The organism is Halorubrum sp. SD626R, assembly GCF_001261915.1.
In the GTDB taxonomy this organism is placed as follows: domain Archaea; phylum Halobacteriota; class Halobacteria; order Halobacteriales; family Haloferacaceae; genus Halorubrum.
Genome location: NZ_CVRT01000106.1, coordinates 16,882 through 35,895 on the forward strand (window position 1 = coordinate 16,882; position 19,014 = coordinate 35,895).

At 53.9% G+C, this 19,014-nt stretch carries 20 protein-coding genes; 10 read left to right on the top strand and 10 right to left on the bottom strand.

The annotated features are described in order from the left end of the window. Nucleotides 1–29 precede the first annotated feature (29 nt). The gene (locus SD626R_RS11180; RefSeq protein ID WP_092566438.1) at nt 30–986 is read right to left on the bottom strand and encodes a DMT family transporter; all 957 of its coding nucleotides are present in this window, start codon (nt 984–986) and stop codon (nt 30–32) included. Between the two features lie 182 nt (nt 987–1,168). Between SD626R_RS11180 and SD626R_RS11185 the strand changes: the two genes are divergently transcribed. After that, nucleotides 1,169–1,651 (top strand): Lrp/AsnC family transcriptional regulator, encoded by a 483-nt coding sequence (locus SD626R_RS11185; protein ID WP_092566439.1) that lies wholly within the window; start codon nt 1,169–1,171, stop codon nt 1,649–1,651. A gap of 7 nt (nt 1,652–1,658) precedes the next feature. On the opposite strand, the gene SD626R_RS11190 is transcribed toward SD626R_RS11185, so the two are convergent. Both SD626R_RS11190 and gatE read right to left on the bottom strand, forming a co-directional pair. Beyond that, entirely contained in the window at nt 1,659–2,183 is a 525-nt protein-coding gene (locus SD626R_RS11190; protein WP_092566440.1) for a phosphate-starvation-inducible PsiE family protein, read from the bottom strand. A gap of 70 nt (nt 2,184–2,253) precedes the next feature. Beyond that, entirely contained in the window at nt 2,254–4,137 is a 1,884-nt protein-coding gene (gene gatE, locus SD626R_RS11195; RefSeq protein WP_092566441.1) for a Glu-tRNA(Gln) amidotransferase subunit GatE, read from the bottom strand. A gap of 991 nt (nt 4,138–5,128) precedes the next feature. Between gatE and SD626R_RS16425 the strand changes: the two genes are divergently transcribed. Beyond that, nucleotides 5,129–5,656: a hypothetical protein gene (locus tag SD626R_RS16425; RefSeq protein ID WP_137782721.1), complete on the top strand. Its 528-nt coding sequence runs from the start codon at nt 5,129–5,131 to the stop codon at nt 5,654–5,656. 71 nt (nt 5,657–5,727) lie between these two features. On the opposite strand, the gene SD626R_RS16430 is transcribed toward SD626R_RS16425, so the two are convergent. Next, nucleotides 5,728–6,633, bottom strand: coding sequence for a hypothetical protein (locus tag SD626R_RS16430; protein ID WP_137782720.1), 906 nt, complete (start codon nt 6,631–6,633; stop codon nt 5,728–5,730). Between the two features lie 341 nt (nt 6,634–6,974). On the opposite strand from SD626R_RS16430, the gene SD626R_RS11205 reads away from it, so the two are divergent. After that, nucleotides 6,975–7,583 carry a transcription initiation factor IIB family protein gene (locus tag SD626R_RS11205; RefSeq protein WP_092566443.1) on the top strand — a complete coding sequence of 203 codons (609 nt, stop codon included), beginning with the start codon at nt 6,975–6,977 and terminating at the stop codon, nt 7,581–7,583. Nucleotides 7,584–7,766: 183 nt separating this feature from the next. Here the strand turns inward: SD626R_RS11205 and SD626R_RS16435 are convergent, their stop codons facing one another. Then, entirely contained in the window at nt 7,767–8,234 is a 468-nt protein-coding gene (locus tag SD626R_RS16435; RefSeq protein ID WP_137782719.1) for a hypothetical protein, read from the bottom strand. Between the two features lie 399 nt (nt 8,235–8,633). Between SD626R_RS16435 and SD626R_RS16440 the strand changes: the two genes are divergently transcribed. Together SD626R_RS16440 and SD626R_RS16445 are read left to right on the top strand one after the other, a co-directional pair. Then, nucleotides 8,634–10,133 (top strand): hypothetical protein, encoded by a 1,500-nt coding sequence (locus SD626R_RS16440; RefSeq protein ID WP_141651435.1) that lies wholly within the window; start codon nt 8,634–8,636, stop codon nt 10,131–10,133. Between the two features lie 378 nt (nt 10,134–10,511). Next, nucleotides 10,512–11,237, top strand: coding sequence for a hypothetical protein (locus SD626R_RS16445; RefSeq protein WP_137782717.1), 726 nt, complete (start codon nt 10,512–10,514; stop codon nt 11,235–11,237). A 114-nt stretch (nt 11,238–11,351) separates the two neighbouring features. On the opposite strand, the gene SD626R_RS11215 is transcribed toward SD626R_RS16445, so the two are convergent. Both SD626R_RS11215 and SD626R_RS11220 read right to left on the bottom strand, forming a co-directional pair. Next, nucleotides 11,352–12,023 carry a rhomboid family intramembrane serine protease gene (locus SD626R_RS11215; RefSeq protein ID WP_092566445.1) on the bottom strand — a complete coding sequence of 224 codons (672 nt, stop codon included), beginning with the start codon at nt 12,021–12,023 and terminating at the stop codon, nt 11,352–11,354. Nucleotides 12,024–12,302: 279 nt separating this feature from the next. Then, nucleotides 12,303–12,632, bottom strand: a complete 330-nt coding sequence (locus tag SD626R_RS11220; protein ID WP_092566446.1) for a hypothetical protein — start codon at nt 12,630–12,632, stop codon at nt 12,303–12,305. A gap of 185 nt (nt 12,633–12,817) precedes the next feature. Here SD626R_RS11220 and SD626R_RS11225 point away from each other — a divergent pair, with 185 nt between their 5' ends. After that, entirely contained in the window at nt 12,818–13,360 is a 543-nt protein-coding gene (locus SD626R_RS11225) for a DUF8009 family protein (RefSeq protein ID WP_137782716.1), read from the top strand. Between the two features lie 216 nt (nt 13,361–13,576). On the opposite strand, the gene SD626R_RS16450 is transcribed toward SD626R_RS11225, so the two are convergent. Next, on the bottom strand, nt 13,577–13,906 hold the full coding sequence (locus SD626R_RS16450; protein WP_137782715.1) for a hypothetical protein: 330 nt from the start codon (nt 13,904–13,906) through the stop codon (nt 13,577–13,579). 147 nt (nt 13,907–14,053) lie between these two features. Between SD626R_RS16450 and SD626R_RS16455 the strand changes: the two genes are divergently transcribed. The 4 genes from SD626R_RS16455 (at nt 14,054) to SD626R_RS11235 (ending at nt 16,601) form a co-directional block, all read left to right on the top strand. Further along, nucleotides 14,054–14,536, top strand: coding sequence for a hypothetical protein (locus SD626R_RS16455; protein WP_137782714.1), 483 nt, complete (start codon nt 14,054–14,056; stop codon nt 14,534–14,536). Nucleotides 14,537–14,623: 87 nt separating this feature from the next. Next, complete coding sequence (locus SD626R_RS16460) at nt 14,624–15,331, top strand: hypothetical protein (RefSeq protein WP_137782713.1); 708 nt, start codon at nt 14,624–14,626, stop codon at nt 15,329–15,331. A gap of 196 nt (nt 15,332–15,527) precedes the next feature. Next, the gene (locus SD626R_RS16855) at nt 15,528–15,689 is read left to right on the top strand and encodes a hypothetical protein (protein WP_176697314.1); all 162 of its coding nucleotides are present in this window, start codon (nt 15,528–15,530) and stop codon (nt 15,687–15,689) included. Nucleotides 15,690–15,851: 162 nt separating this feature from the next. After that, nucleotides 15,852–16,601 carry a recombinase family protein gene (locus SD626R_RS11235; RefSeq protein ID WP_092566449.1) on the top strand — a complete coding sequence of 250 codons (750 nt, stop codon included), beginning with the start codon at nt 15,852–15,854 and terminating at the stop codon, nt 16,599–16,601. A 44-nt stretch (nt 16,602–16,645) separates the two neighbouring features. On the opposite strand, the gene SD626R_RS16465 is transcribed toward SD626R_RS11235, so the two are convergent. Continuing rightward, nucleotides 16,646–17,845 (bottom strand): hypothetical protein, encoded by a 1,200-nt coding sequence (locus tag SD626R_RS16465; RefSeq protein ID WP_137782712.1) that lies wholly within the window; start codon nt 17,843–17,845, stop codon nt 16,646–16,648. A gap of 169 nt (nt 17,846–18,014) precedes the next feature. Further along, nucleotides 18,015–18,851, bottom strand: coding sequence for a hypothetical protein (locus SD626R_RS16470; RefSeq protein ID WP_137782711.1), 837 nt, complete (start codon nt 18,849–18,851; stop codon nt 18,015–18,017). Nucleotides 18,852–19,014 lie beyond the last annotated feature (163 nt).

A 19,014-nucleotide genomic window follows, 5' to 3' on the forward strand; every position in this document is an offset into this window, starting at 1 on the left:
GACGGCCGTCGGTCGCTCGTGCGGGGCCGTCACTTCCGCCCGATCAGCGCGGGCCAGTGGTAGGCGTCGAACCCGACGTACGCGGCGATCTCGCGGCGTTCCAGCGCGAGGAAGCCGGCGAGGATCGCGACGAACCCGAGCACCGCCTCCGCCTCGATCAGGCTGCCGAGCAGGAGCCAGCTCCCGGCCGCGGCGACGACGGGTTCGGCGTACCCGACGAGGTGCAGCTGCGCCGGCCCGACCGCGTCGAGCAGCGCGAAGTAGATCAGGAACGCGAGGACGCCCGACAGCAGCGTGAGGTACGCGAGCGAGGCGATCGCGGTGTCGTTCCAGACGATCGAGGCGGGCGACTCGCCGAACAGGGCGGCGCCGACGAACAGGAGCCCGGCGCCGAGCACCATCGCCCACCCTTGGAGGGCGGCGATCGGGAGGTCGGTCCGGAGCGGCCGGAGCAGCACCGCCCCCAGCGAGAAGGCGACGGCGCCGGCGAACGCGAGTCCGACGCCGAGCAGGGCCGAGCTCCCGACGCCCGCTCCCGTCGGGTCGGCGATCACGACCACGCCCAGGATACCGAGCGCGAAGCCGCCGATCTCGACGGGTCCGAGCCGCTCGCTCGGGAGGAGGAGGGCGGCGAACACCGCGGTCAACACCGGCGCGAGGCTCACGACGACGGCGGCGACCGCCCCGGAGATACGGAGTTCGCCGACGTACAACAGCCCGTGGTAGGCGGCGATCACGAAGGTCCCCGCCACGGCGACGCCGAGCCACTCGTCGCGACCGCGGGGGACGGTCCGGCCGGACGCGATTGCGGCGATCCCCAACACGATCACCCCCGCGACCGCGTACCGGACACCGGCGAACAGCAGCGGCGGGAAGTAGTGCAGCCCGGCCTCGATGGCGACGAAGGAGGTTCCCCAGAGGACCGCGAGGAGGACGAACGCGACGACGACGGATTCCGGAGTAGAGAGGAGGTTCCGTAGCTTCATTGAGTGTTAGTTCGAAGATTTCTGAGACAGTTAAACTATTCTCTCAGAACTGGTGGTATTCAGGATGAACAATCACACATACGAACGAACTGCAATACGCTCTCGAATCGACCTCGATTCTTGGAGCCGAGTACAACCCTGTCGGTCGGAATATACAACAATCCCTCACGCGAAGGCGGGGTATGGACGAGCGCGACGTGCGGCTGTTGAAGGCGATCTCGGACCTCGGGACCGGGAGCCCCGAGCGGCTCCACGAGGAGACGGGGATCCCGGTGTCGACGATCCACTACCGGCTGAACAACCTCCGCGACGACGGCGTGATCGAGAACGACCTGTACGACCTCGACCACGAGGCGCTGGGACTCGGCGTCACCGTGATCGTCGAGGTGCTCGCCGACTACGAAGGACCGTACGAGGCGTTCGCCGACGAGCTGCTCGCCGTCGAGGGGGTCACGGAGGCGTTCTTCACGATGGGCGAGACCGACTTCGTCGTGCTCGCGCGGCTCTCCTCGTCGGACACCGTCGAGCGCCTCATCAGCGACTTCGAGGCGATCCCGGAGGTCGAGCGCACGAACTCGACGTTCACCATCGCGACCCTCCGCGACGAACCGCGCGCGCCGGCGACGTACGAACTCGACACGCTGCTCGCGGAGCTGACGGACTGACCGGGAGTCAGTCGGCGAGCAGCGAGGTGCCGACCGAGCGCTCGACGAACAGGAGGGCCACCAGCCCGCCGATGATGATGGTGTACGACACCGCGGCGAACAGCGCGTCCTGCGTCGTGGCGTACTCCGTGGTGCGGAAGATGATCACCTTCCGGACCATCGCGATGACGCCGGTGTAGATCACCAGCCTGACGATCCGGCGCGTGTCGCTCTGTTCGATGTAGGCGACGACCGTCTCGTACACCTCGACGATGATGAGCAGCAGCAGGCCGGTCTCGATGAAGCCGATGACCGTGTTCGGATCGGTGATGGCGCCGGTCGGGACCGACTCGGCGATCTGTATCGCGAGATCGACGACGCCGATGCCGAACAGGAGCGCGAACAGCGCCGCCGCCGCGAGCTCGACGCCGTGGATGAACCGGTTCGTCGCGTCGGAGACCCGATCGCCGCGCGTCCTCGCGACGTTCGGGTCGGGCGTGGGGTCCGGCGCGGACGGGTCGTCCGAGGGGTCGGTCGCGGGCGAGTCTACCATCTAGTGTCCCTCGAATCAATACAGTGGCTCGCGACACGTAAAGAGCGGGCCTGACCGACCGGCGAACTCGCTACGACCGCTTGCCGATCTCCTCCCGGAGCGCGTCCGAGACGACCTCGCCGTCCGCCTTCCCGCGGAGCGCGCCCATCGCCTCGCCCATCAGGCCGGAGAAGGCGCCCATCCCCTCGGCCTCGACCTGGTCGGCGTTTCGCTCGACGACCTCGACGACCGCCTCCCGGACCTCGGCCTCGCTCACGCCGGAGAGCCCGGCCTCCTCGACCGCCTCGGCCGCGGACAGCGACGGCTCCTCCGCCAGCGTCGCCAGCACCTCGGGGACGCCCTCCTTCGCGAGGTCGCCGTCCTCGACGAGATCGAACAGGTCCAGGAAGTGGTCGTCGGTCAGGTCCTCGACCGGCTCCCCGTCGCGGCGGATCTCCGTCGTGGTCGACTCCAGCGTCGAGGCCGCGAAGGTGGGGTCGACGCCGCGGTCGACCGCGGTCTCGAACAGCGGGAAGCGCCGGCCGAACGCGACCTGCTCGGCGAGCCCGCGGTCGAGCCCGAAGGCGTCGACGTAGCGGTCGGTCTTCTCGTCGAGCAGCTCCGGGCGGTCCACGTCGGACGGGTCCGGCTCGACCGGCGGCACGTCCGTCTCGGGGTACATCCGCGCCGCGCCCGGCAGGGGCCGGAGGTAGCGGGTGGTCCAGTCGTCGTTGGCGCCGCGGGTCTCCTCGGGGACGCCCTCGATCGCGGTCTCGGCGCGGTCGGCGGCGGCCTCGATCGCGAGGTCCGCGGTCTCCGGGTCGGCGGCGACGATGGCGACCGCGTCGCCCTCGTCCGCGCCGACCGCCTCGCGGAGGGCCTCGACTTCCGGCTCGGTGACGCCGTAGGCCGGCAGCTCGTCCGTGTGGAAGATCCCGCCCGCGCCGTGGCGCTTCGCGTGGTCCGACAGCTCGGTGCCGAGCCGCCGATCCGGCTGGATCTCGCGGCCGACGAGGCCGTCGAAGCCGAACAGCGGGACCGCGGTGACCTTCCCGCCGGCGTCGAGCGCGCCCCGGATGACGCCCGACTCGGTGTCGGCGAAGACGTCGGTCGCGTCCGAAATATCGCCCACGCTCGCGCCGCGCTCGCGGAGTTCGTCGCGGATTTCGAGCAGCTCGGCCTGTCGCCCGACCTCGCCGCGGACGATGTCCTCGATCCCCTGGAGATCCTGGACGCCCTTCACCTCGACGCGGGCGCCGTCCGCGATGGAGACGTTCACGTCCTGGCGGATCGTGCCGAGCCCGCGCTTGACCGCGCCCGTCGACCGGAGCAGCATGCCGATCCGCTCGGCGGCCTCGCGGGCGCCCTCGGGGCTCCGGATGTCCGGGCCCGTCCCGATCTCGACGAGGGGGACGCCGAGCCGGTCGAGCGAGTAGACCACGCCCTCGTCCGTCTCCTCGACGCGTTTGGCCGACTCCTCCTCCAGCATGAGGTCGACGATCGACACGCGGCCCTCGCTCGTCTCGATCTCGCCCGCCTGTCCGAGCAGGATCGAGCGCTGGAAGCCGGAGGTGTTCGAGCCGTCGATGACGAGCTTCCGCATGACGTGGGCCTGATCGACGACGGACACGTCGAGCAGGTCGGCGATCTGCAGCGCCACCGAGAGCGCCTCGCCGTCGACGCGCCGGGGCGGTTCGTCGTCCTCCTCGACGAGGCAGGTGGTGTCGTACGCGAGGTAGGTGAACTCGCGGTCGACGCGGCTCTCCTCCATCGCCGCGTCGTCGAGCTCGCCCAGCTCGCTCTTCGTCGGGTGGAGCCGCCGGGTGATCGACCGTTCGGCCTCGTCGGGGTCGCGCTCGACGGTGGGGGAGTCGCAGAACAGCTTCGTCTCCGTGTCGAGCTGCTGGTGGATCTCCAGCCCCGCGACGAGCCCCAGCTCCTCGTAGTCGTACTCGGGGGTCGCGTCCGTACTCATTACGCTTCACTCCGACGGCGCGCGACTAAAAGGATGGTAGTTCGCGCGAGCGACGTGCGATTCAAACCGGCGACGTGATTTATAAATCACAGATGCGGTCGGCGCGCGCCTCCGAGTGCCCGGAGGGCACGAGGAGCGCGTGCGAGGGAGTCGCTGGCGGCGGCAGCCGCCAGCGACGAGGCCGGGGAGGTATGAGGCTGCGGTGCGGTCTCGGGCGGGCGGGATTCAAAGGGGCTGCCGCGAGGGCGGCGCAGGCGACGCAAGGACCGCAGGGAACGAGCGGAGCGAGTGACCGAGGACCGCAGCGAGCGTGCGCCGCCCTCGCGGCAGGGGCTTTGGAGGTGTTCACCACTGCGATCCGATCGTCGCCGTCACTTCTCACGTAGCATCGAAAGGAATTGTGCGTGGGTGCTGTCGTAGAGACAACACCGTGCATCGTGGCGGGTGTGCCGCCGTGCGATGCGTGGGACCGGATTTGAACCGGCGGACCTCTACAGGACAGCGCCCTCAACGCTGCTTGGCTTGCGACCCCCTGCTGGCGGTCACGGGGTGTCCGCGCGTTTCGGTCGGAACCACGGGGATTCCGGGCGTACTGCGCCTGGAACCGGTGTTTTCTTTTGCTCCCGTCTCGCAGTCGATGCCTGTTGAACAGAGTATCTCACGGTGTTTACTTAAGTACTGTGACCGGCACAGCGTTCTACGCTGTCGACACTCAAACCGGCGTTGAGGGGACTCATTGCTCGTCCGGTCCGCCGCTTCAAATCCGGTCCCACGCAGCGCTTGCGCGCACTTACCTTTCCGTCGATGCACGGGGATTCGTTCCCTGTTGATGCCGGCACCCACGGGAGTTGGGACGGTCCAAGTCTGCCCAACTTTGTTGTTGACCGGACATCCAATGTATCATGTCAAATTAAAATATATTGAGAACTCATAATGTTCTGTGCGTTGCTTACCCTAACCTTTGAAGATTACGTGGTGTGTTCTCATGAGTATGGTTAAAATCAACATTAACCCGGATGACCTCAAGGAATACAAGAAACGAGGCGCTCCGACCGAACATCCGACAAAACGAGTTGCAAAATCAACGACAGTCCGGGTAGGTGACGGAATGGGTACGAGTGATGATACTGAGGATGAGATATTCGAACGGTGGGTTAGTACGGCTGATCTCGGCGGAGATGTGTTTCGCTCTGACGAGAAAACATTCCCACCGGTGTCAAGGCTGGCAGATTTCGTTGTCGTGTACAAGGAAGTTGACGTTGGCGGGTATCGTGTTGATGCGGTGCTCCGCCACCCGAATGGAGCGTGGGAGCTTATTGAGGTGAAGCGCGGCGGGAACGTTGGTCTCTCTGTTCTCGGACACCTCGTTGGAAAAAATATTCTGTTTGAGGATCAATTCAGAGTTAGCAACCCAGTATCCTGTACCGTGCTTTCTGAGTCGATCCCATCACGATTTGAAGACGTTCTCGACAAGGTAGCAGCGCCATCTGATGTAGCCTTCACCGCGAAGTGTCCTTGACTTCTGTTGTTCAACATGCTGCTTGCGTACCCTGAACTCAGCACCCGCCAGTGTCAGGGTTACTTACTTGATCATACTTGCTCTGGGTCAACACCGTACAAATTCGGGCGCTTAAGTGCATTAGCGATGGTTTTCCTCGCACATCCGAGTTTATCAGCTGCAGCTGACTGACTCATTTCGCTGCGCGCCACCCGGCGGAGCGCGTCTCGCACATCGGTGTAGTTGTCGTCGGGTTTCAGAACTCCTGCTTCACTAGTGCAGCCAATCGGCGGGCGGCCAGCATCCCATTCAATACCAGCGAGGAGCTCTTCTCCAGAGAGATTGTCCAGTTCTTCACTGGGGGATTCGTCAATACTGCCCGTGTGCGAATCCTGTTCATGACTATCTTCAGAACTGGATTCGGTGCCTGGTCCGGATTCTGTAGCCCCAGTACCGTCGGCTTCCCATTCCTCTCTGACATCGTCCTGCTCGCTGGATTCAGTGTCATCGGCATCTGCTTCAGTGTCGATGCCGAGCGCGCGGCGCTGCCCATCGGAAAGCGCGTTGGTTCCGTGGTCTCCGCGAATTGTGAGTCCATCATTAAGACCGACAACGTGAGTGCTCTGATGGACAACATATTCGATGGCTTGTGGTGAAATCGCCTCGATATTCGGGGTCATAAGACGATTGCATGTCTCCGTTTCAATCGCTGCAGTCACTTCGTCGCACCACTCTCTCGCTACCCACAGCATATACTCGCTAGTTTTCCTCGTTGGTCGGACGATGTCGTATGCGTTGTTCGTCTCATCAAAATGATATTCAACATCTTGGATCTCCTGGCGGTCAAGCCGCGGTATTACCTCAATCATCTCTTGTGCGTATTGGATCCATTCCGTTTGTTCTCGGGGAAGGAGTAGAATCGCATCTGGGGCAGGCGTCCCGTCAATTGACTCTCGATTTTTTGTGCTCAGGGAGTTTGATGTGACTATTGTGTTCATACGTAGATGTTAGGTTTTTACACACATATGCCTGGTGGGTGTGTACTTACACATAGAGTTTCTAAGACCGCGAAATATTTTTTCGACTGTTCTAAGGACGTGATTGATGATATTTTATTGGGGTAAATACCCGAATGATTTTCCTTAGGTGTCTAGGGGAATAGACGGATGAGGGGATTCACCCCTTATCTACACAACCTGTGCGCTTACTATGACTGACTTACTTTTTTCTAAATCTATACAACAACTGGTACTCCGACAAGGGGTGCTCAGTCGCCGCGCAGCTCAAATACTACTTCGGACGGACTCCGAATTTAAGACCGTACCTCTACCGATTATATATGAATACAGACATACCATCATCAGACTCCACACAAAGTCTTCCGATCACCGACACTGAGAGAATCTACTACCTTATCGACGAACACACCAATATACTTGATCTCCCGTCAACTGTCGTCAAGACGACAAGCAACCTGTTTCGAAGCGCATACGAACGAACCAGTTTGGCAGGCCGTGGATCTACGATCGGCGTCGCCGCAGCAGTCAGAGTCGCGTGCCAAATGAGGGGAGTTGCCCGGTCCCTTGACGAAATCGCTACAGTAACAGACTCAGATCCAACCCTTATCGCTCGGGAAGCTCAGAAAATCAGAGATGTCACTGGAAATCATACAACACCTGTCTCCCCTGCGTTCTTTGTTAACCACTGGGGACAGAAGCTTGGGATTGACCATAACACTCGTCAAGAAGCTACCGAGTTGCTCGCTGACATCCGTTTTGGACGTTCACCAGCAGCGGCCGCGGCAGGTGCGCTGTGGACTGTGATTGCGTCACGAGATGATCAGGATATGACGCAAAACGAGATCAGCAGGAAAACACACACAAGTACGTTTACGCTCCGTGAGGTACAACAAGACCTGAGCAGAACAAATGTAGAACCTGATGGTTAACGAAAATTGCCTCTGTTGAAATCCCTTGGAAGTGACACAGACTGACCGAGTGTGGTCAGTACAGAGTAGTCGTATTTCGTGATGAGCGTGGTGTTAGACCTCGCGTTCAATCGTCTTCGCTAATACTTGGTAAGCGAGCTAATGTAATTAGCACCGTGAATTTTCCTCGAATGGTGGCCTAATTCAGAGGTACTGTATGTTATTAGGAAGGTGAGCGTCGACGGCATTTTCCACGGCTATGGGGACGTTGGAACTGGTGTCGCGGGTGCCATCGATACTAACCTCGACATAGTTCCTATTGAAGACATCAAAGGTGTACTTAGTACCATTCCTCTCGACGGTGAGGGTGGCGTCCTCACGTTGGAAATCCTGTACCGGGTTGCCAGTGATGGGTAGGCCGAGCGCATTGCCGTCAACGTAGATGTCGAAAACATCTGCTATTCGACCAGGAATGTTTCCGCTCGGGACGGTTTCATTACGGAACATCGTCGTGTTGGAATCGGTGTTCGGTTTCTCGAATGAGCGGAATACAGCCACTGCGTGGTTCGGGCGGTCAACCAAGGTGTATTCGTCGTTCCATCCGGTATCATGCTTACTTTCTGTGTCTCGAACAGTAACGCGGACGACGGTGTCTGGTTGCTGAGTACTCATGTTTATTTGAAATTAGTATGCCGGTATAAGTGGTGTGGTGGTTCAAGAGGCCTCACAAATCGGGCAGTACAGGAGAATCACAGATTGGTCATTACGTAACTCCCATTGGCTGGCTGTTTCTGGCAGAGATCTATCCGAAAAGGGATTTCAACGGAGCCGAATATCTAACTTGACGTGAAATCTACGCCGATTTATGACTGAGAATGAGACCCTACAGTTCATTATACTAGTAATCCTGGTGCTATTCGGAGCACTAGTATTCTATGTTGGGTATAGTGTTGTTATTGGATGGATATGCGGTACAGTTGGAGATGGTCTGGCAGCTTGCTGAGTGTATGCCAATCTGGCCATATTTTATATAGCTATTGAGGAAATAGGTATTCAATTGGATTAACGACTATGCCGGAACTATTCGTTTTTACAATCTTTGCAGCCGTTGTGACATTGTATTCGGTTTTACCCAAACATCGACAACTACGTACCGACTTTGCTATCTCCCGTCGCGCCAAATGTGCGGCTACAATAGGTGGATTTAGTATTATTCTACTCTATCTATCTGAGTTATACCTAGAAACCGCATCTCTAAGCTTTAGTTGGGGTTGTAGTCTGATCTGCCTTCCCGCCCAATTCTGGGTAGGAAGTTCTCAGGTTCTTATCGCAACCTCTCTAGCCGGGTATACGTGTTACGTGTTCTTACAAGATGAAGCAACAATCTATGATGACGAAGTTCTCGAAACAAGACTCCGAAACCTCTTTGCGACTCAGCAGTTCAATACACTCTCAGCTTTAATAGAGGACAACTACTCAGTATTTTTTTCGACCAACTCAAGTTCTCAAGCTCTGCGTAGTCGTGAGACGGCTACAGAATTGTTGACGGCGAAAAGTTTCCTTGAAAACCATAGTGAGCTGAATCCCTCTTTAGCAGCTAAAATAATTGGTGACCCAAATTGTACACTTGACCGTACAGTATTCGCTCGTGAGTATCTAAAAGCCCTACATCGTGATCATATGAGTCTTCTCTATCACGAGGTAGAGGCTATCGAGGGACAACATGCTGATCGAAAGGTTCCAGAGTCGAGTTTATTATTGGCTTCTCTCTTCGGAGATTCAAGTATTGCTACTGAATTGCGGATATGGGACCCAATCAGAGAGAGTGTCAAGTCTTATCTCCGTACATTATCGGAACAACCAGACGACAAATATATCGGCCGTTCAGAAGATTTCCCACTCACCAGCCCCGAGCGTCCCTCGCATGATCCCATACTGGTTGGAATTGAATTATTTGACCTCTTTGCTTCTCAGGCCTTGAGACAAGATATTGATAGCCACATATTTTTACACTTCCTTGCCGAGATTGTTGAGGAAATTTGCTCCAATTTTGAGTTAGACTCAACGGCTGATCCAACTGCAGAGTTCCCTAATGCGTACGCATATTTGTTAAAACACGCAATTGCTGTCTATCGTTCACTAGTCACTTTGCCAACCCAGCAGAGTCGGGATTTCAGGATGTCAATTTTAAAAGTCGATACAGAGGTCGAGTCAGACATATTGAAAAATGCTGCTTGGGGGTTTGTACGCTCACAGAAGGCAATTCTACTCACAAATTCAGTACCAGATCAATTCAAATCAGATGTTGTGAATGACCTTATTCAAGCATATATTGAATTAGCTCAGACTAATGATCGAATGGGTCAAGCATATTATGCGACCCTACATAAGCACATTCTCTATGGTACTGGATCCAGCCAGACTCCCAGTGATGAACATTTAGAATTTTTGCGTGAACTGGATACTCAGATCAGTCAATTAAATCAGGCAAATTTCAGTCTAGGTAGTCGAGGAAACTATTATCGACGCCTATCAGCTGATATACAGTCAGTTCTCAATAACTATCCATGAGCAGTTACCCTCTAGAAATCAGATGCGGGTGCATAGAACGGCACTATACCTTGTTATCCGAACTGGGAATCGCTCAGGGGCTACAACCAGCGTAATAACGGGTTCAAAGGTACACGATCTAGTTCGTTATAAACACGGGAATTATGAATTACTCCATACAGGTGGAGTACAGATCAGTCAGTACAGTGAATTTAAACGTAGTTTAATCCCGCCTCACTTGTGGATGATAAAGACAAAAATACGAGAGAACGGCTCTGTTGAAATCTTATTCTTGAGATACACCGTCGTCTGAATAATCGGAATTCAACTGAACCTTTGAACAACATTTACTGGTTGTAGAATTGAAAATACAATACGCGACGACAGAGATATACACTAATGAGACTGTATATTTCGTCAGGAGCCCACGTCGACGAAGTTGATGAACGGATTGTGGAAATAACCGACCACCTTGAGGCTCCGGATATGGTCTTTGGAGAAGGTGGAGAAGCTTCGCTGATTAAGCAGTCAATCACGATCGCTTACTTGTTCCCGAGGGCACCACTAATCGCGCTAGCAGCTGCAATTCAGGTGATTCTTATTTTGGGTTTTTTCGGCAGGATCGTCTCGATTGTGACCGGGGGTACAAAAGGTAAAGATACAGAGATTATGGAACGAATCGCTTCAAAATACAACGCTAAGATTTGTGAGATTGATTCAATACATACTGCCCGTCCAGTATATGACCGACCAATACTCTGGGGGCTGGCAAATTGGATTCCCACTATAGGACTTATAGTGGCGCTTGTATTGGATGCTCAACCACTGAGCGTGGTAATTGTCTCGTTATTAATCGGATATATTCTGCTCCACACCATGCTCTACCTCGTGAACTCGAAGCGAGAAGAAAAAATGGCTGAGACGGTCCAGTCACGAGTTGAGAACGTGGAAACCGCCTGTGTCGTGTTAGGAGAATCTCACCACGTGGGCGTCGGAAAAAGACTCATTGACTCTGGTAAGATTGATGTTCTCAATCCAATACCGGATGATTTGGGGCTGTTGGCCAAGTGTAATATCTATGTGTGGGGCGTTATTGATTCTGCTAGGGATCGACTCAGAGGATAATACAGTTTTCACGCTTGTTGAGGGTTCCAATGGCTAATACGACCTACCTGTAGAACAAAACCGTATATCCAGCACGGTTGCTCAACACGTGGTTGTGTTAGTCTGCTAGCTTAGTTACTGTTTCTTCAATTTCAATCCTAAAACTCCACCTAAAACCATACCTGAAATATGAGAGATACTGTTTGCTGATCCACCTGAATACAAGTCTACAAGTGGCACTATAATCGGCAGCGCGAGTCCGAACAACACAATCACACACTCGAACCAATATGATAAATCGCCCCACTCATCCACACTAATCCACACACGCCACTTCCGTACTACATCAGACCGATAGATCGAAGCGAACACCCACAGACCGTACACTCCCCCACTCGCACCTGCTACGAGCCATTCCCCATCTACAAACAGGATGAGACCAATTACGGGGATGATAATACTGAACGCCAGAGTCATCAGGAAAATTGTCACATACTGTCGTGTTTTCAGATGCGGTTCGATAAGAAATCCAGCAAGCAACAAACTAGCTAAATTTCCAAGTAAATGCCCAGCATCCTGCATATCGTGCGAGAAGGGAGCAGCTATCCACCCCATTCCTAAATCCGGCGTAAAGTAGAACCACTTTTGCGCGGCCTCAAAACCAATCTTATGAGCAATAAAAAGTTGGACAAAATACCATGCGGTGAGGAATAATGCCAACCCAATAGTGAATTTCCGGCGTTCCAGCCATACTATAATCCTTGCTGTCACTTGGTTGAATGAACTATCCGTTATGACTTCAGCCATAGCCAACGAATATGAAAGAGAGATATTGTATATTAAAACACTCCCTTGAACTGGTAGGGATCCCCGTGACTCACACCCAGTTTTCACCGATCTACTTAGTCAGCCTACTTGGTATCTAAAAGGTTAGGTTTTCAGATTTGACTATAATTATACGGGTTTTCGCGGGATGGGTAACATACTGGGGGAGAGGGGGGACCCTCTCCCATACATGAATGTACCCCTAAAAGACCGTATAGAATATACCGGCTGGAGAGTAGTTAAACCACATTTTGTCGTGGATTATGAGTGATCGCTGAGTACGCTCGTGATTTCTGCGGAATCTCGGGTTGGTTCGCTCCAGTCATCGTTTTCAGGCGATTCAATGTAGAGCTGCAATTTGTGGGATCCCTCAAGCAAAAAAAGAGACGCTCTCTTGTCCGGGTCCGACTTGTGCTGGAACCCCACGAGAAACCAGTCTTGAGTCTCATCCTGTGCCATCTCGACATCCGTCTCAATCACAGTCCAGTCAGCCGGAATACTGAGTTCAGAAAGCAGCGTATCACGCGTCTGTTCAGCCGCATTAGCATCGGGATCGGTGAGATTTGACAACTGCTTCTGAAGTGTCCTCATGCGATATTCACGATCAGAACTCACAATTGTGTATATCTTGTGCATCAAATAGCCAATTAACAGTCATATTTTGACGGGTGTCCTTCGAGACTAACGTAGATAGTGTTCTAACTACAATATTCACAGGGTAATGTGGAGAGACCGGGGGGTCGTTTATACCTTTATTTTAGTAAGAATAAGATGTGATGAGCAGAATAAACACGAACGACGACGAATTAGCGATCAAACACCCACTAGCGGACATTAACGAGATCGTCATCTCTCCCGACGACGTAGCCGACTGTATCCAGCGGAACCACAAACAGAGCAACCGCGGGACATACGTGCTTCGCGTCACCCCGCCATTCCGTGGGAGCGTCGAAGCGAACCTATTCTTTAGTGAACCGGAGACACGATATGCTGATAATATAGATCCTGTTCCGATCCATATTGACCCGTTTGCGTTCCTGTGTGGGCACGCAGACGGACTAGATTCACACGCGTACTACCATAACGTCCACAGCGCTGCGAAATATCCGAACTGTCTCGAAGATAAGGACATCTATGAGCGTGACGCTGACGATGACACGACCTGGGACGAGTGGCGCGAAACCACCATAGAGATTTGGCGCAACGAGGCACGCGCGTGTGTTAAGGAAGTGACCACAATCACATTCCCGCCGATGGAAGTCGGACCGAATCGTGTCGCTGGAACCGCCGTCCCAATCACGATCCAGTATGACGAGTGACTGCCATGTGAGCAGGAATACGATCCTGCTACGAATGATTTGTCGGGCAACGAAGATGACGTACCGAACCAACCGCGAGAATAGTATCGATAAACATAGCTATATGCACGTGAGCGGCGGCGGAACCAAGGATCGTACCCTTGGGCGTGCCTCAAGGTGACACAACCTATGGTAGCAACAGACCCAGACTACGTTAGTGGATGCACCCTCTGCGGATCAGACACCGGTCACTGGCTGAATGATTATTGCGAGGACTGTCGAACCTGCCCGCGGTGTGGCGGCGGGACTGAGGATCCAGGCGGCATCTGTCGTGGCTGCTTCGCCAGCGACAGTCGGCAGATCATTCGGGATTCCCCAGTTGGTGACGGTGACTTCGTCCGGTATGACGGAGAGATTTGGACTGCACACATCGGGGAATGGCACATGGTGCATCTCACACCGGTCACAGTACCCCGCGTCGAGCGCGAATGGGGCGTGGACATACGTGATGTTGACCCAGTTGATGAGTCTGAAGTCTCCAGTAACGCTGACTGGTGCATCAATCATCAGACTGCACGGTTAGTTGATCCGGAGATCCGAACTAGCATATAAATTCCACTACACACCCGCAGGCGGTTCCTGATACCGGCGTTCGATTCGCCGGGCGGGCATCAATCGAGACCAACTATGTCAAGCATGAAAGCGCTACACAAGATGACGATCGAGTGCGTCCCGGTTGACGCTCCGGAGTACTACCAATCCCTGCGAGACGAGGATCATTTCGTCTGTACGCGGTGGGTGAGAGGCGAAGACAATGGTGGACGGCTAGTTGGTGGTGGCGTAGATGTCGTTCGCGTACCGGTGCTGTCGGTACCGAACGATGTTGCTGTGTCACTGACAAACGGTGACCGAGTCGATGTAGCTTCAGAGCTTTCTGCTGGCGAATTTAATGAGTTCGTGGACGAATGCGAGACGGTACTAGATGATGTTGAGAAGCCGTTGCCACCGTACTGCGAGGCGCACTTATACGGTGAGCCGGCCGTGGTTCAGCGAACGTTGAACAATCTGTACGAGGTGTACGTCAACGACAACATGGTGTTTGTCGCGGCGTATGGGTTCGACGACGGGTGGGTAAGGCAAGGGCTTGATCGGCACACTGCTGAAGGATTGTTCACCGGCGATTGGCCGGGAGAGTGATCACACGCGTCCCTGGTGGGTTCTCTCACCGGGTTCGATTCCCGGAACGCGCCTCGGCCCGGAACGGTTCACCACAACTAACCAACTATGGCACGAAACACCACAAACGTAGATAACATAGAGGAAAACGTTCCGCTGGAATACTTTGAGGAAGCTAAGCCGCGAGAAAAGAAAACACTTGCCGCAATCATCACAGAAGATGCAGTCCCAACCGGGACGCGTTGGGGCGACGGCGGATACAGGCACCGCCCGGCAGATGTTCACCGCATCCTCACGGAAGCAATCAACGCAGCCGCGCCCAACAGTAAATTACTACGTGAAGAGATAGACCGGGACAGAACGACATATAGTGCTGGGGTGACCGGCTGCGAAGGATACTCTGCAGAATATAGCATCCGCGGATACATCCCGGAAGATGACGTTGACGAGGCAGAAACGGCCGTTCGGAGCACTATCAGCGACCGCGATAGGCTTACCATGTGCGGGTACGAGACAAGATCCATAGACCAAATCCGCAGTGAAACCATCGAACTTGCCAACGAGTACTACCCAACTAACGCGATCACCGGCGAAGAACTCGTCTCAGCTGTTGAAATCGGATACACGCCAGATGCAGAATCACTCGGCTTATCTCAACACTCGGGCAGGGATCTCACAGATAAAGAGAAAGAAATGATGGCGAATCTCCGATGGCTACTTCAAAAGGGCTGTCATGGCACGCTCACCAACGATGAAAGGTGGGTACATTTCACGGTCAGAGTCAAGATTAAAGCCAGCAAACCGTACTACGCGTAACACCCACACGCGCGGCTGGTGCCTCTCCAACCGGATTCAATTCGCTGGGCGGGAATCAAGGTGAGACAACCAGAGTGATTGAGGGTGTAGATCTGGACGGGGTTTTTGTGTTTCAGGGGCTGGCATCCCTGAAACAGAGACTTACCTTATTAGATCAAATATTCAAATCAATATTGTTGGTGGGTGACTTAGAACGATGCCAAAAACCACGACAACAACCGTTACTCGGAACGCCGAAGGACAGTACCAGGTAACCATCCCCAAAGCGCTCGCAGACGCGATGGATCTCGCAGATGAGAAAGTTGAGTGGGATGTGATCAGTTCTAGGAAACTCGAAATAGCGGTGAAAGATGATTGAATTATAGAATCTAGAACGAGCAATACTGCGGATACCTATAGTTCAGCATCTTGTTCCCGTTCACAAGGACAGAGGGGGACGTGCTGACCGATAGATGAAGCACATCGAGGGACTTCAGAGCACAGACTCCAAACAACTTGATCTAGAGTAAGTGGACAGACTATGACACAGAACGCAATCGGTTACACACGACTCAGTCAAAAGAGCGACACGAGCTTAGGAAATCAGAAGCAGAACATCCGGGAGTACTGTGATGAACACGGCATGAAGCTCGATCGAATCTACGATGACGGCCAGCAAGCTTCCGGATGGGACGACTCCCGCGATGAATACCGTGAACTCAAGCAGCGGCTTCGTGAGGACGATGATTTGGATGTGATCGTACTACACGACAAGCGTCGGATCGCCCGGGACGTTGACGAGGTGATGCGCCTCATCCCGGATTTCCGTGAGTACAACGTAGAATTACACACCGTGTTGGATGGACAGTTGGACTTAGCGGATCCGATGCATGCGGCAATCGAGATATTAAAGGCAGCCGCAGCACACCAAGAAAAACTCAAAGAGATTGAGAAGGGATTGGAAATTACTGAAGCTCGTCGAGACAATGGATACTGGATGGGAGAAGCCCCATACGGGCTGAGGTTCGGTGTAACTGAAGAGTATGGAAAGAGGCTCGTGCCGGACCGAGGTGAGTGGTCCGACGTGGAACGCGTGTTAGCACTTCGAGACGACGGCATTAGTTACAGAGAGATCGAGGAAGAGACAGACGTTGCGTACACGACGGCATACAGGATCGTCCAGCGAGAAGAAGTATACAAACAAGCACGTGCACGTGCGGACCGGCACGGGCTCAACATCTCAGACCAGACCGATATGGACGGTGAGACTGCCGACGAGGCGGGTGTATGAGATTCTTGGATACCCACCAGACTCGCATACCGGTGTCGATATTGTTACTTTTCGTGTTCCAGGAGTTCGTCTATTTCAGCGAGTGTTTGCTGAGCGAACGCAACAGTCCCAGCGACGTGAGTTTTTGACGGGATGGTTTCATCGCCCCTTCTCGTTCTGTCCTGGGAAAGCGCGTATTCCTGTTCAATCACACCTGTAGTGAAGGCAATCCGATCACGAACACGTTTGAGCTCCTCGATAGGAATTGAAGTACGCTGTGACTGGATTTTCTCGTCCGAAGTGGAAATTCTGTGTTGATTGTGTTCGGTACCCTCACTTCGAACTTCCGAATTGGCATTGTCTTTACAATTGGAATCGTCCCGTGGCTCACTCTTTAACTCTCGCAAAGCTTTGAGAAAAGCCGTATCCTCTGACCCTATTATTGAGACGTAGGCACGACTGACTGATTTATCACTCGGAAGGTTTTCCGAAGCAATCTCTGCGATGCGTGTATCCGTTAGATCTGGATTCTCCATAATCGCATCAACAATTGCTCGTTGCTTCTCTGTCAACGCATTATACCACTGCCGTAATTCTTCTTCATCTACGCTACCTTTGGACTTGGTACCTTCTGGATAGTCGTCAGAGCCGTTGTTCGTATCTACGTCTGGGTTTTTCTGAGAGGGTGTGGTTTGCTCGATTCCGATATTGTTCGTTTCGGAGTCAGAGTGTCCGTCACACGTACTGGAATCACGGGTTTGAGTCTCGTCCGGAGCAGCGGACATAAACGAACTCTGACTCGTGACAGGTCGATCAGCGGGGATACTGTCACCATCACTAGTGTTATTTAGATCTGCTGTACCCTCTCTACTGTTGCTTCCATTCTGGCCGGTGTATTTCTTGGTGAGTTTCGTGTTAACTCGGTCAAGCAGGCCGCAGTCGACAATTTCGATTATTTCTTGCTGGCTGAGTTCTCGTTCAATCACGTCGGCTACGCCGTCACCGGTTTCGAGTTGTTTGCGTAGCGCGTCAACCACATCTCTATGGTTATCAACGACCTGGGATGGGTAGGATTGTGCGCTTCCGACACGCGTAGCAATAGAGACTGCGGGTTCGTCCGGGTGTTCAAGTGTGGCGATGATTATGGCTTGTTGTTTCGTCGTTAAGTCCGCAAGACGTGAACCAGATTCATCGCCAGTTCCGGTGGTTTTAGCCTGATCGCTACTGCTATTACGGTCGCGGGTTGAATCAATGTTTGCTGTCATACTTGGCAGCCCGGGTCTACGGGTGTCCAAGCACCCGTGACTCGTTTCGATAGAGCCAATTCCCGGTACTCAGGTTCTTGCGATTCACTAACTTAAATAGTGGTTTTTCACAAAATTACGTATTGATGACATTATGTTAACTAAGACAGTGGAAATGGCAGGTGATGCTTTACTGGAGAAACACAGGTACGTTAGAGTCTGTTAACGCACTGGGATCAATCACACTCTCCGACAACCGTGTACCAAGTGTTAATGAGGACAGATCGCCCGATACAGCACGTGTTTTGTCGAATCGACCAACCCGAACTGGTACCGTTGCGGCATCCTGTAACCATACCTCGATTTTACTTGGATCGTACCGCCCATCAACGTCAAACACGAGGTACGCATCGTATCCGGCATCAAACAGTACCGTGAGACGCCGACTGAGATCGAGTTGACTAATCTCAGAGAACACCTCAACTGCAATAGGTGGAGAACTCAGATGCAGGTCTGTTTCGATCCACTGGTCGTTACTTGGGGCAGTCACACGTCTTTCTGGTTCGATACGTGGCACGGAACTGGTTCGATCACCCGAGATCCAGTCACGGGTTAGCTGCTGAGAAGCACGAGCGAGTCGATGTGCAGCGAGTTCAACTGCTGCCCGGTGTGAAGCCCCCATCGATCCATCTCCAAAACAATCCGCGTCACCGTTCGTATGTTCAAACCATTTAAATACGCCTTCAAGATGATCAACCTCTTGATTTCGAACGCTGTTCCGGGTAACTGGTTTCCCACAAACAACACACTCATACCGTGAATCGTCGTTATCACCTACCGCGTCCCCTGTATCCTTACGCTGGGAATTGTGCTTGGGGATGAATTGGGGTGATGTAGGACATTGTAGTTCAACGCCACCATCAGTCAGTATCCCTTCATGTACATCGTGTGATTGAGATTCTGGATCTGGTAAGGATTCTGGGCCGGTAACAACGATTCCACAAGTTGTATCGAAAGCGATCAGCATATATAATATATAAACGCAGATTATAATAATTCTTGTCTATCCTACACTCCAATAACACGCAATATAGAGTGTGTGGAGTCAATAATCACAGACTGTGGGTCCATCAGACGTGTGCTACTCTCGGAATTAAGTTACAAGCTCAAACGGAGCATCAATGCCGAAA